Origin of the sequence: Fulvivirga sp., from assembly GCF_040218215.1 — a bacterium.
In the GTDB taxonomy this organism is placed as follows: Bacteria; Bacteroidota; Bacteroidia; order Cytophagales; family Cyclobacteriaceae; genus Fulvivirga.
Map to the genome: position 1 here is coordinate 24,352 of NZ_JAVJQL010000030.1, position 14,378 is coordinate 38,729.

The window sequence follows — 14,378 nt, forward strand, 5'->3', positions numbered from 1 at the left end:
TTTGTAACTTCTATTCGCTTTTCAATGAATCCACTGGATTGCTAACGGCTGCTTTTATTGACTGATAGCCCACTGTAATCCAGGCAACGAGAAATGCTGAGAATCCTGCGATTAGAAAAATTTCAAATCCCAAAGTGATTCGATAAACGTAACTATCCAACCAAGTGTTGATAGCCCACCATGAAATAGGTGCAGCAATTACAAACGCAAATAAGACTAGTTTGGTAAATTGTTTCGATAGCATTAGTACAATCTCTTTTACAGATGCGCCCAGCACTTTTCTTATGCCTATTTCTTTGATCCTTTGTTCAGCCATAAATGCGGCAAGAGCAAATAGCCCTAAACAACCAATGAATATGGCAAGTCCTGAAAATATGGCAAAAAGCTCACCCAACTTGGTTTCAGACTTGTACATATTGTCAAACTGATCGTCTAGAAAGGTGTAGTTAAAGGGCAGGCCATTGGCAAATTCATTCCATTTTGATTCAATCAATTGCAAAGCCGATTGATAGTCTTCCGTGTTTAGACGAACAGAAAGTAAGCCAGTGCTTCTTCCCATTCTCATGGCTACTGGTCCTATATTTTCTTTCATTGATTCGAAATGAAAATTCTTTACAACACCAATAATTTTATAATTCTCGAATTCCTCATTGATTACTGATCTTGTGGTTTGATCAAAAGCATAAGTCTGTATCCACTTATCATCAATGTTTTCATAACCAAACCTTCTCATGGCTTCTTCATTAAAAATAAGACCAACAGAATCTGAGGCTATAGTGTTGTCAAAATTTCTACCTTCAATAAGCTCCATTTCAAAAGTTTGTACATAGTCTTCATCAACCTGCCACATTTGTAGACTTATGGTATTATCTTGGGATGGGCTAACACCTTTTTCCCAATATGTATTATCGTTTCGATTATAGCCGTTAACCGGAATAAAACCGCTATAAGAACATGACGCTACTGAACTCAATTTTTCAATTTCCTCTTTAAACGAATCTCTTTTATCGCCAAGCATGTATGGGTCATTAACCATAACAAGCTGGTTTTTATTAAATCCCAACTTTTTATTTTGAATAAAGTCAAGCTGCTTTTGAATGGCCAACGTTCCAATAATCAAAATAATACTAATTAGAAATTGAAAAATTACGAGTCCGCTTCTTATAGCAGAGCCACCTGCACCACTACTTAATTTCCCCTTTAAGGTATTAATAGGCCTGAAAGAGCTTAGGAAAAATGCGGGATAAGTTCCTGCTATAACACCAATGAACAGCGCAAAACCTAAAAGGGCTAAATAAAATAAAGGGGTGCCGGGAAAAGTCAGTGACTTATCGGCAAGATGATTAAATAACGGCAACATTACAGCTGCTGCAAGACAGCCAATAATTATTGAAATGATACTTATAATAATTGACTCAAGCAGAAACTGTCTTATCAAATGTGAGCGCACAGAACCAAGGGCCTTACGGATTCCTACTTCTTTAGACCTGTTTGCAGAACGGGCTGTAGATAAATTCATAAAATTGATACAGGCCAAGCCAATGATAAATACGGCAATAACCAAAAACAGCAAAACACTATCTTCATTGCCCATAGTACCAATGTCAAATATAAAATCTGAAGTAAGGTATATATCTTCCATTGGCTGTAGCACCATATTTACTGAATTCCCATTGGCCTTAAATTCTTCAATTGTTGAACCTACATATTGAATGAGTTCAGGCTCGGCTTTGTTTTCATAAAACAGCTGTATTTTTTTCTGAAGCGCCTCTTTGTTTACACCCTCTTTGGTTTTGAAATAGGTGAAAAAATTGTTGCTTAGCCATTGTTCATTCTGGGCCTCAGGTGTGGAAGCCAAAGACATTAAAATGTTGAATTGCAGGTGCGAATTGGCAGGCATGTCTTCAAACACTCCGGTCACTTCATAGTTATACTCTCCATCAAGCAGTAGCGACTTGCCAATTGGTGAAACGCCTTTAAAATATTTTTCAGCAATAGACCTACTAATAGCTACTGTGTTTGGGCGGTTAAGTACATTTTTAGAATTTCCTTCAATTAAGGGAAATGAAAAAAGATCAAAGAAAGTGGAATCGGTATAAATCACCTGAGACTCTTTAAAGCTTTCGTTCATTTGAGGTGTTTTAACTAGCCATGTGCCATTGAATCGAAACCTGACAGCAGTTTCTATTTCCGGTATTTCATTTACCAATGCATTTGCAAATGGGGCTGGTGCAACTGGGTAGCGAAATTCATTATCACTAAACTTGCCGGTACGAACAATTCTGTAAATCCTGTCTCCATCTTCGTGAAACTTATCAAAGTTCATTTCATTGGCTACAAAAAGATAGATCAATAAACTGCATGCTACACCAGCTGCTAATCCTGCAATATTGATGGCTGAATAAAACTTGTGCTTTACAAGGTTTCTAAATGCGATTTTGAAATAATTTCTGATCATGATTTTTGTGTTGTTGTTAGAGAGTTCTATTGTTTGCTTTTGCAGCTCATTCAACTTATTGTCGTTACCAAAGTCTTTAATGGTTTCATCGTAGGCTTCAATAAACCTTTGACCATCTTCCATTTTAGCCTCAACTAATGTACAAATGTGATCAACGAGCTCATCACCCAAATCGTCATCCACAATTCCCCTATAGGCAATGTCCTTTATGATATAGTTGATATGTTCATCAGACAAGATCATCCAAGCTGTGGCTTGATTTGCAATACTTTAAACATGGTAGCTATGAAGGCCTCAAAGTCTTCAATTTTTTGAGCAGCAGTGTTAGTGCCTGTTGGGGTAAGCAGGTAATATTTTCGAACCCGCTTGCCCATGCTTATTTTTTCAGTGGATAATAAACCTTCAGCCTCTAGTTTATGAAGTGTAGGATAGAGCGCACCTTCTGTAAGCGTAAGCATTCCACCAGATAATTCTTTAACGCGCTGAGTAATTTCATAACCATACATTTTTCCACTGTCAGCCAGTAATTTAAGTATGATGGTTTGCAAGGTTCCTTTTAATAATTCTGGGGAATGCATAATTCTTTAATACATTAGAGTCTTATGTAATACGAAGGATGTGGATTTGGGTTACACTTGAGATATTCACCCGATTCACCTGGAGAATATGTGCTTGGAGAAAATCAAGTCATCGAGTGACTTTAGCGGTGAATGTAATAGCTTTTACAATGCCTTTAAATAGGCCGCATTATAATGTGCGCACAATTTTGACCAGTCAAAATTTTCTGCCAAATCTTCAGCTTTGTTTCGTATTGAAATTCTTTGTCTTCTTGATGACTGGGTAAATTGATACATCATTTCGGCTAGCTCTTTGACGACAAGCTCGGGCTTGAGTTTGTGTCTTCTTAACAGATAAGCTCCAGACTGCTCGTGACCAGAAAAATTCTTCCCTAAATAATTTCCAAAACCCGTAAGATCAGAAGTAATAGCAGAAACCCCTTGAGCCAGACATTCAAGAGGAGTGTATCCCCATGGTTCGTAGTAACTTGGGAATATTCCCAAGTGACACCCTCTGATAAATTCATTATAATCAATTCCGAATAAAGGACTTGAAGAATCTATAAAATCAGGATGGTATACAATTTTTACTTTGTCCAACGGGTTGTTGACCAAGGGTGCTTTTCTCAAATACTGGATGATTTCGTCATCATCGTCATTTTTTAAATTATGTGTTACTACTATGGGCCACTGGTCAGACTTCCATGATTGTAAAACCCTGCGGTATCTCAACTTCCAATAGTCATCTACAAAATCATTTAGTGCGGGCATGCGGAAATCATCTTCTTCTATAGTGGCGTCATAAAACAAGCGCTCACCAATTTGATCTTGTATAGCCTGACAGACTTTTCTAAATTCTTCCAAAACACCCTGCTGTTCCATCACCACTGGGTTGATCGACCAGCTTGGCCTTTTGGTAATAAAAAACATCACCACATTTTTATTCGACTTTTCCTTTTTCAGTCTTTTGTTAAGCAATGAAAGCGCTTCTAAAGTAATATCGTATCCTTTGTTCCTAAACTCATATCGCCCTGAGGTGAAAAAGTATAATGTATTGTCAAGATCAAACGGAGTGGAATGGAAGAAGTGACCCATCACAAACTCGTTAATATCTTCTTTATATTCCTGATGCAGATTCTGCACTTCATGATAGGCTACAAAGCGTTCTATATTTAGCCCATTGGGTGTTATGATGTCTGGCTTTCTGTTATAGAATGCCTCACATTCACTGGCGGTAACATCACTTACAGTTGTAAAAACTGTAGATTCATTAGCGCACAGTCTTTCAATTTGAGCAATGGGTAGAATATTATATTTTTCGGCTTCCAGTTTCCAGTCGTATAGATCAAGTTTATTATAAAACTCAAGATCATTCATTGCGAGGTATCGCCCTAAAGCCGTTGCGTGCGTGGTGAACACGGTTCTTATGTTAACCTTATTTTCAGACAACTTTAGAATGGGTATGGACGACATCCATTCGTGGAAATGACCAATCAGTTTGGTTTTACCAAGACTTTCTGAAAGATAGGTATAGAATACGGAGGCAACATGTGCAAAAGCCAAAACCTTTTCTTGAAGCTCATCATCTGCAATTGCGATATCATGAGTTTTTTGCAGCTCACTTTTTAAAGCGGCAATGTTTTTAAGAGAAGAGAAAACATCAATAAGCACTACCTTGGGCCTACCACTTACAAGCCAGGTGCCATAAACTACTTCAACACCATCGTCTTTTAGCTTTTTAACAGCTTTGCCTAAGGGTCCAGAGTGATTGGTGATAATATCAATTTCTGCATTTACCTGCTGACCAACCAAAGGGCCAACCAGGCAATAGCGATCTCCCCATTGGCTGGATATCTCTGGAACTTTAGACCTGATAACAGTATAAATTCCTCCAAGCTGATTGCACACCTCCCAGGCACATTCGGCTAAAAATGAATTATTGAGAACTTGTGGTTGCTCACTGGCTTTGGTTTTCTTCTGAATCTCTGACCGCATTAGAGGTATTGTTTAAATGTAATATTGCTCATCTGTTCTTATGAAGACCTTTTTCATGAAAACGATTGTTTAAATAAAAATCGATGTTTTGCACAGTTTTGATTAACTTCTAAGGTTTTTCCACAGGCTTTCACAAATAATTTTAAATTAGTATGCATGCATAACAAATTTTACTATATTTGTTATCCTTCAAAATAGGGAATCCTATTTAAAGTTATACAACATACTAATGAAAAGAGAAGAAACAATTGATCATAATATTAAAACTGCCTGGCATGCCATTTCTCGCATGTACAATCAGCAAGCAGTTAAACAAGATATTACTACATCAATAGGTTTTGTCTTATTAAATATTAGTTCGAAGGATGGGACTCCTGCAACCAAGATCGCTCCATTGATGGGACTCGAATCTCGAAGTTTGACCAGGGTTCTAAAAAACATGGAAGAGAAGGGGCTAATCTTCAGAAAGCCGGATGCGACTGATGGTCGGTCTGTAAGAATCTTTTTAACGGAATTGGGCAAGAAGAAGAAGGAGGTTTCCAGGGAAACTGTTCTCACGTTTAATACCAAGGTGCGGGAAATTGTACCTGAATCTAAACTTGAAGTGTTTTTTGATGTCATCAACGACATCAACAAAATCATTGATAATAATAAAACCTACGAAAACGCAAATAATCAAAACTAATGACAAGACGTATAAAAAAAGTAGCAGTATTAGGATCGGGAATCATGGGTTCCCGTATTGCATGTCACTTTGCCAATATTGGCGTAAACGTTCTTTTATTGGACATTGCTCCTAAAGAGCTGAATGACGATGAAAAAGCCAAAGGTCTAACCTTGGAAAATAAGGCGGTTAGAAATAGAATTGTGAACAGCGCATTTACATCGGCTGTTAAATCTAATCCGGCTCCGCTTTATGATAAGAGTTTTGCCAACAGAATTTCGCTAGGAAATTTTGAAGATGACATGTCTAAGATTAAAGACTATGACTGGGTAATAGAAGTTGTAGTTGAAAACCTGGATATTAAAAAGGTTGTTTTTGAGCAAGTTGAAAAACACAGAACTCCAGGAACACTTATTACATCTAACACTTCAGGTATTCCTATTCACTTAATGCTTGAGGGTAGAAGTGATGATTTTCAAAAGCATTTCTGCGGCACACACTTTTTCAACCCTCCAAGATATTTAAAGTTGTTGGAAATTATTCCAACCCCCAAGACAGATCCTGAAATCACGGATTTCTTAATGCACTATGGAGATCTGTATCTTGGTAAGACCACAGTACTGGCAAAAGATACTCCCGCATTTATTGCTAACAGGGTAGGTATTTATGCTATTCTTAAAGTGATAGAGTCCATGAAGAAATTGGGCTTAAATGTAGATGAAGTTGATAAACTTACCGGCCCGGTAATTGGCCGCCCCAAGTCTGCTACATTCAGAACATCTGATGTCGTTGGTTTAGATACTTTGGTAAAAGTTGCGAATGGACTTTATGCTGGTTTGCCAAATGATGAGGGTCGTGATACTTTCAAATTGCCAGATGAAGTTGGTAAGCTAATGGAAAAAAACTGGCTCGGTGATAAAACAGGTCAGGGTTTCTATAAGAAAACTAAAGATGCCAAAGGCAAAACAGAGATACTTACTTTAAACCTGGAAACATTAGAGTACGAGCCAAAGCAAAAAGCATCATTTGGCACACTAGAAGCCACCAAGCCGATAGACAATTTAAAAGAAAGATTTAAGCCATTGTTTAGTGGTAAAGATAAAGCGGGAGAATTCTACAGAGATTCATTCTATGCTTTGTTCAAATATGTGTCGAATAGAATTCCTGAAATAGCGGATGAGCTTTACAAAATTGACGATGCGCTTTGCGCAGGTTTTGGCTGGGAAGTAGGCCCTTTTGAAACTTGGGATTCAGTAGATGTAGAAAAGACAGTTGCTAAAATGGAAGAGATGGGCTATAAACCTAATGATTGGGTTTATGACATGCTTAAGGCAGGCATAAAATCTTTCTACATGGCAAAAGATGGTATCAGACATTATTATGATATCTCTTCAAAATCTTACAAACCTGTACCCGGTGCAGAGTCTTACATTATCCTTGATAATATAAGAAAGAGCAATGTGGTTTGGAGTAATTCAGGATCAACCATTTTTGATCTTGGAGACGGTGTTCTTAATGTTGAATTCCACACTAAGATGAACACACTTGGTGGAGAAGTAGTGGAAGGTATTAACAAAGCCATTGATATGGCCGAGAAAGATTACCGAGGATTAGTTATTGGTAATCAAGGGGCACAGTTTTCTGCCGGAGCGAATCTTGGGATGGTATTTATGTATGCGATCGAGCAAGAGTTTGACGAAGTTGATTTTATGATTCGTCATTTCCAAAACACAATGATGCGTGTTAGATATTCTTCCGTTCCTGTTGTGGTTGCTCCTCATGGCCTGACACTTGGAGGCGGTTGCGAAATGTCACTTCATGCAGATATGATTCAGGCTGCTGCTGAAACTTATATTGGTCTGGTAGAAGTTGGTGTTGGATTGATTCCTGGTGGAGGAGGCACAAAAGAACTTACGAAAAGGGTTTCGGATGCCATTGAGACTGGTGATGTAGAACTTAATGCTTTACAAAATTCGTTTATGAATATAGCTACTGCTAAAGTGGCAACTTCTGCAGAGGAGGCAAGAGGCATGCACATAATGAGGCCTCAGGATAGAATAAGTGTTAACAAAGACCGTCAGATAGCAGATGCAAAATCAGCGGTTATCGAATTGGCTGATGCTGGTTATACCAAACCAATACAGGCTAGTAATATTAAAGTTCAAGGAAAATCGGGCATGGCATTATTCATGGCAGGTGTTAGTGGCATGAGGATGGGAAATTACATTTCAGACCATGATATGAAAATTGCTAATAAGATTGCCTATGTGATGTGCGGTGGAGATTTGTCATATCCTCAGGAAGTTACGGAGCAGTACTTGTTAGATCTTGAAAGAGAAGCATTCTTGTCATTGACTGGTGAGAAGAAGACATTGGAGAGAATCCAAAGCATTTTGACTTCTGGTAAACCATTGAGGAATTAATTAAGCTTCAAGAAATAAGCTTTTAGCTACAAGCTTAGGGCTTACAGCTAATAAATAACTACTAAAAACTAATAAAAGATGAATGCATATATAGTTAAAGGATTTAGAACAGCAGTAGGCAAAGCTGGTAGAGGCGGGTTTAGATTTACTAGACCAGATAACTTGGCTGCAGATGTTATCAAGCATTTGGTAAATTCTGTTGAAGGATTTGATCCAAAAAGAGTTGATGATTTAATCGTAGGAAATGCAGTACCAGAAGCTGAACAAGGAATGCAAATGGGAAGAATTATTGCCCTTTTGTCACTTCCAATAGAAGTACCAGGAATGGTCATTAACAGATATTGTGGGTCAGGTCTTGAAGCAATCAATATTGCATCAGCAAGAATTCATGCCGGGCAAGCAGACTGCATAATAGCTGGAGGCACTGAATCTATGTCAATGGTACCAGTGATGGGTTACAAAACTGCTTTGAACTATGAAATAACTACAAAAAACCCCGACTACTATACAAGTATGGGGCTTACGGCTGAGCAGGTAGCTAAAGAATATAATGTCTCTAGAGAAGACATGGATGAATTTTCGTATCAATCGCATGTTAAGGCAACTGCAGCTATAAAGAATGGAAACTTTAAAGATCAGATTGTTCCTATTACAGTCAAAGAAACATACTTGGATGCCAATTTAAAGAAGCAAACCAGAGAATATGTAGTTGACACTGATGAAGGTGTTCGACCAGATACAACTGTCGAAGCTTTAAGTAAGCTAAGACCCGTATTTGCCGCTGGCGGATCAGTAACCGCAGGTAATTCTAGCCAAACTTCTGACGGTGCAGCATTTGTAATGGTTATGTCAGAAAGAATGGTGAAGGAGTTGAAATTGGAGCCAATAGCAAGATTAGTGAGTTATACTGCGGCAGGTGTTGAACCTCGCATAATGGGAATAGGTCCAGTAGCAGCCATACCTAAGGCATTGAAAATTGCCGGTTTGAAGCAAGATGATATAGACCAAATTGAATTGAATGAAGCTTTTGCTGCACAGTCTTTAGCTGTCATTAGAACATTGGGTTTGGACCCTTCAAAAATAAATCCAAATGGAGGAGCTATCGCTTTGGGTCACCCACTTGGTTGTTCAGGAGCAAAACTATCAATACAGCTTTTTGATGAGATGAAAAGAAGAAAGCAAAAGTATGGAATGGTCACAGCTTGTGTTGGTGGAGGACAAGGAGTGGCAGGAATATACGAGCTGTTAAACTAGATTTTAAAAGAATTATAACATTGAAATATTAATTAAGATGTCAGCAACTATTGAAACTAAACAAAGCATCAAAGGCGGAGAATTTCTTATCAGAGAAACCGCTGCGGAGGATATTTTTATCCCCGAAGAATGGAGTGAAGAGCAAAAAATGATTGCTCAAACTTGTCATGATTTTATTGAACAGGAAATTCATCCAAAGCTTGATGAAATCGATTCAATGAAAAACCCAGACCTTATGCCTTCTCTTTTGGACAAGGCTGGAGAGTTGGGTCTTCTTGGAACTAGTGTACCAGAAGCTTATGAGGGCTTTGGAATGAACTTCAATACTTCAATGCTGGTAGCTGAAGTGTTTGGAGCAGCTCACTCATTTGCCGTTGCTATTTCTGCTCACACTGGTATTGGTACATTGCCAATATTGTATTATGGTAATGAAGATCAGAAGAAAAAATACTTGCCAAATCTTGCCACAGGAAAATGGAAAGCGGCTTATTGTTTGACAGAACCAGATTCTGGTTCGGATGCAAATTCTGGTAAAACTAAAGCAGTGCTAACTGATGATAAAAAGCATTATGTTATCAATGGCCAAAAAATGTGGATAACCAATGGCGGTTTTGCGGATGTTTTCATAGTATTCGCAAAAATTGATGATGATAAAAACCTTTCTGCTTTTATTGTTGAAAAATCATTCGGTGGCATTACTATGAATGAAGAAGAAAAGAAAATGGGTATCAAGGGATCTTCTACCCGTCAGATTTTCTTCAACGACTGTAAAGTGCCTGTTGAAAATCTGCTTTCAGAAAGAGAAAACGGCTTTAAGATTGCGGTTAACATTTTGAATATTGGAAGAATAAAGTTGGGTGTTGCTGCAGTAGGAGGAAGTAAAGGAATTATCAGCAATGCGGTTAACTATGCTGGCGAACGTAAACAGTTTGGAACTTCTATTTCGAACTTCGGAGCAATCAAATATAAAATTGCCCAAATGGCCTCTAAGGTGTTTGCTTCAGAGTCTGCTCATTATAGAGCTGGCCAAAACATTGATGATGCCTATGACACATTAGTTGCAGACGGAATGGAAAATGCACAAGCCAGACTTAAATCAGTTGAAGAGTTTGCCATCGAATGTGCAATACTTAAAGTACACGGTTCTGAAGTACTGGACTACTGTGCTGACGAAGGTGTGCAGATTTATGGTGGTATGGGTTTCTCAGCTGAAAGTCCAATGGACAGGGCTTATAGAGATGCGCGTATCAACAGAATTTTTGAAGGTACAAATGAGATCAACAGAATGCTTTGCATTGACATGTTGATGAAAAGAGCCATGAAAGGAACTATTGATTTAATGTCTCCAGCTATGGCAGTTCAAAAGGAGTTGATGTCCATTCCAGACTTTGGTGCTTCTGATGGCGATGAGCTATTTGCTAAAGAGAAAAAAGCATTGGTCAACTTGAAAAAGGCAGGATTGATGGTAGCAGGAGCGGCTGTTCAGAAATTTATGCAGAAACTCGGAGAAGAACAGGAGATATTAATGAATATGGCCGATATGCTCATTGAAGGATATGTAGCGGAATCATGCTTACTAAGAGTTGAGAAATTGGTAGCTCAAAAAGGAGAAGAGGCAGTGGCAACTCAAATTGATATGATGAGAGTTTATCTGCATGAGGCTATCGAAAGAGCAGCGTCATCGGGCAGAGAAGCTATTAACTCATTTGCTAGTGGCGATGAGCAGCGCATGATGTTAATGGGACTGAAGAGGTTTACAAAAATAGAACCTATGAACCTTAAAGATGCCAGACGTAGAATTGCAGATTATATAATTGCTAAGAATGAATACCCGTTCTAATTAGTATACAAGTTTAATCTGAGGCCCGGTATTGGTTTATTCCAATCCGGGCCTTTTAATTTTTATGCTAGATTTTTCTTATTGTAAAATCTTTCTGGCCTGCGCATGCGTTCGATAGTTATGCGTAAATAAGTTTCGTCTACGCTTACTTCCAAATTGCTTGTTGAAGCGGATGTATGATTAGGCTTTTCAAGATTTGATAAGCTGAAAATGGATACGAGGCTTAGAAACACTATTAAATTTTTCATAACTTCTGTTATTTAAAATAAACCGAGGTTTATTATTGTTTAACAATAGTGAGTAAAACAACAGCCGTGCCAAAACTTAAATTATTATATCAAATCGCTGTAAATCAATTGGTGATGCACTTCATTTTGCTGATATTAATTGCATTCATTTACGGATGTAACAACCAGAGTGTTCAGGATGAAGCAAGTGAAGAAGGTAATGAGCTTTTAACTAAAGTTGTTGTAAGAAGAAGTGCTGTTGATTTCACACTCGTTTTGGAGTCTGATTCTATGTCAAGGAGTTTAGCTTTTTATAAAAATGAGGACTCTACTACTTACCGTCATATGAACTATCAGTTTTACACTGATAGTGAGGTGCTGCTAAAAGATGAGCTAGTGCTGGTCAATCAACTTTGGTCTATAGCCGAAGATAGCATCAAATTAAACTTAAGGTCTTTAATGCTTGGCTATCCATTGGAGTACAAAGATGTTTTGCAAAATCAGATAATAGCTTTTAGTGAATCCACCGAGTGGAAGGAAGTAAAGGACGGGGAGTTGAATGAAAACTATCAACTCATGCGCGACATCATGAAAGCACAAAATGTTTATTATCCCTTGGACAGCTTGTTAGAAACCAAAGGTCTGCTCATAGGAGAATTTTCTACAGAGAAGCATGGCTACGTTCCTAGAGACGAACTCAAAAAGTTAGGTTTTGATGAATCCTTAAAAATACCAGTGCCTTTTATGGTATGGATTAGTGTGAGACAATCAATTTAACTGATTGTTTAAATGCTTTTCCTTGAATGTTTATGATATAGGAGCCATTTGGTAATTGACTTGTGTTATATTCAAAATGGCCATCTACTTGGCTTAGGTTAGAATGGTCGATTAACAGACCTTGGATAGAATATACACTAATCTCTACTTCCTTTTGGATTCCGAAGGAACCTCTGATTTGTACTTTCTCGTTTGAAGGATTTGGGATTGCAGCCACTTCATATGGATTGATTTTATTTTCACGGGCCGTTACTTGACCAGAAAAATATCTTAATGCGAATTCAAAAGCGTCATCCCCAATTTGCTCACCAATAATTCGTCCTCGCAAATCATCTGCTGGAGGATGTATGCCTCCCCATATTCTGGATAAGCTCGTTTGATCAGATGCATCATTATAAGTTGCCCATTGAAGAGTAACATCAACACTTGGGCCTTCTTCGAAAACTAAAAATTCATTTTTTGGTGCTTCAAATGTCCCCATTCCTCCAGGAAAATATTCATCACCTGTTAATAAAGTCAAAACCTTAGCTGCCGCTCTCGAAAATGTAGAATGACCAGAAATGTAACCAGCAAAAGGGGGGGTAACAAAAGAAGGGCGCTGATAGGGCCACCAATTTTCAGCCAATATCCATCCTACTCCAGCTTCATCTACCAATGGATCGTTAATGTAATTTGGGCCCTTCCATGCTTTGACTTTTATCTTTCCAATATTAGCAGGATTAGCATTTACCAAAGGGTCATCTGGCGCAACAACTTCTACAAAGCCTGGCTCAAGAGGAATGCCTTGAGGAGAATAGTTATCACCATTTGGATCAGAGCTCTGTCCATTATCTGCCATAAAGCGAATGGCCGAAATTGGTCGGATATAATCGTACCAACCTTTTATTCCCCATGCTGTTATTGCCACGTCATGCATTGCTCCTCCTAAAACGAAATAGCATTTAACATCCCACTCCAATTGAGAAAGAACTTCACCTTGGCCGTTAAATTTTCTAATTAAGTCTGGTTGGTCGTTAACGTAATGTAAGATTGTAAACCAATGACCAGGTGGCGTTTCAGAATCAGGACCATCTGCCCAAAACTCAGCTAATACCCTGGTATAATCCCCTCTAGGCACTATATTGCTTTCATATGGCAGACCTGTTTTTGGATTAAGGTCCCTTCCCTGACCGGGATCTCCACCTTCTAATTCATTATAAAAATTACGATAATCGAACAATTCTGTTGGAATATTTTCAATACCTCCAAGATTACCGGCCGCTCCAGGCGAAATATCCCACATCACATCATCAGTCGGATCAAGATGACTCGACCATTTAGCAACAAGCCCAAAATTCCATTTGTATTCATCAGATAAACCCCCGCCATCCGCTTCTAGTGAAGGCGGAGTGCCTGGATCGTGATAAACATGATATGTGTCGTCATCCCTTTCATGGATCGTTAAATCCCTACCTTTTAAGGCAAACGAAAGTACCTTACCCCATTCAGGACTTAAAAAACTTGGTACTGCCCCAGGAATTATTTGACCACTTTGGTCGATGAAAATGTCAAAACCCAATGGTTGCCATCTATTTGGATCGGACAGGCTTTCGTTGCCTGAAAACACAGGATATAATGGTTCATTTATTGGCTCGTAATACTTGTTTTGGTAACCATTTTCCTCATTGCTGCCATCAATATTTCCATAAGCAATAATTTGTTCAGCTATATAATTTCCTAATGCCGCTGGAGACCCAGTGCTATAATCGGTAGACGTGAAGAATGAAGAATAACCTAATGAAAAAAATAAGTCGTCTAGCGAAACAAGTGTTTCTCCAGCGCTAGGAGAATTTTTAAACCTATGACTTAAGAGTCTATAGCATGCATAACTAATGGCTTCCTCTTGGGCAGCTTGCTTATCCTCAGGTATTGCTATTCCATTAAACGGAATATTAAAACCATGAACGCTATTTCCTAAAAAATAGGTGTTAGTATTTTCTTCAAATGCAGCCCAGGCATCATATGTGGCTGCTGAAGTGTGAAAAAGATTTCGTGCGTGAACGGTGGGCCTTGCAAAATCTTTTCTAATTGCATCTAATAAAGCCTCATTCCATTTTCTGGCAATAGAATGTTGGGCCTGAGCTAACGAGCAAATGATTGAGAGAGCAATCAAAAATATAAACTTTTTGATCATTGAATTTCTA

At 38.4% G+C, this 14,378-nt stretch carries 9 protein-coding genes; 5 read left to right on the forward strand and 4 right to left on the reverse strand.

Going from position 1 to position 14,378, the window contains the following annotated elements; all coding sequences use genetic code 11:
* Positions 1 to 10: 10 nt before the first annotated feature.
* The 3 genes from RIB54_RS22120 to RIB54_RS22130 all read right to left on the reverse strand — a co-directional run bounded on the left by RIB54_RS22120 (position 11) and on the right by RIB54_RS22130 (position 5,010).
* On the reverse strand, positions 11 to 2,701 hold the full coding sequence (locus RIB54_RS22120; RefSeq protein ID WP_350103067.1) for an ABC transporter permease: 2,691 nt from the start codon (positions 2,699 to 2,701) through the stop codon (positions 11 to 13).
* On the reverse strand, positions 2,698 to 3,036 hold the full coding sequence (locus RIB54_RS22125) for a PadR family transcriptional regulator (RefSeq protein WP_350065471.1): 339 nt from the start codon (positions 3,034 to 3,036) through the stop codon (positions 2,698 to 2,700). The genes RIB54_RS22120 and RIB54_RS22125 overlap by 4 nt, the downstream gene beginning before the upstream one ends.
* Before the next feature lie 144 nt (positions 3,037 to 3,180).
* On the reverse strand, positions 3,181 to 5,010 hold the full coding sequence (locus RIB54_RS22130) for a glycogen/starch synthase (RefSeq protein WP_350103069.1): 1,830 nt from the start codon (positions 5,008 to 5,010) through the stop codon (positions 3,181 to 3,183).
* A 229-nt stretch (positions 5,011 to 5,239) separates the two neighbouring features.
* Here RIB54_RS22130 and RIB54_RS22135 point away from each other — a divergent pair, with 229 nt between their 5' ends.
* From RIB54_RS22135 to RIB54_RS22155, 5 genes are all read left to right on the forward strand, one after another.
* Positions 5,240 to 5,695, forward strand: coding sequence for a MarR family winged helix-turn-helix transcriptional regulator (locus RIB54_RS22135; protein WP_350103070.1), 456 nt, complete (start codon positions 5,240 to 5,242; stop codon positions 5,693 to 5,695).
* A complete protein-coding gene (locus RIB54_RS22140) occupies positions 5,695 to 8,097 on the forward strand; it encodes a 3-hydroxyacyl-CoA dehydrogenase/enoyl-CoA hydratase family protein (protein ID WP_350103071.1) in 2,403 nt (800 codons plus the stop codon). Before RIB54_RS22135 ends, RIB54_RS22140 begins: the two co-directional genes overlap by 1 nt.
* A gap of 78 nt (positions 8,098 to 8,175) precedes the next feature.
* Entirely contained in the window at positions 8,176 to 9,351 is a 1,176-nt protein-coding gene (locus RIB54_RS22145; RefSeq protein WP_350103073.1) for an acetyl-CoA C-acyltransferase, read from the forward strand.
* 37 nt (positions 9,352 to 9,388) lie between these two features.
* The gene (locus tag RIB54_RS22150; RefSeq protein ID WP_350103074.1) at positions 9,389 to 11,191 is read left to right on the forward strand and encodes an acyl-CoA dehydrogenase FadE; all 1,803 of its coding nucleotides are present in this window, start codon (positions 9,389 to 9,391) and stop codon (positions 11,189 to 11,191) included.
* Between the two features lie 296 nt (positions 11,192 to 11,487).
* Positions 11,488 to 12,195 (forward strand): hypothetical protein, encoded by a 708-nt coding sequence (locus tag RIB54_RS22155; protein ID WP_350103076.1) that lies wholly within the window; start codon positions 11,488 to 11,490, stop codon positions 12,193 to 12,195.
* Here RIB54_RS22155 and RIB54_RS22160 read toward each other — a convergent pair.
* Positions 12,173 to 14,368 carry a T9SS type A sorting domain-containing protein gene (locus tag RIB54_RS22160; protein WP_350103078.1) on the reverse strand — a complete coding sequence of 732 codons (2,196 nt, stop codon included), beginning with the start codon at positions 14,366 to 14,368 and terminating at the stop codon, positions 12,173 to 12,175. The two genes, RIB54_RS22155 and RIB54_RS22160, sit on opposite strands and share 23 nt — an antisense overlap.
* Positions 14,369 to 14,378 lie beyond the last annotated feature (10 nt).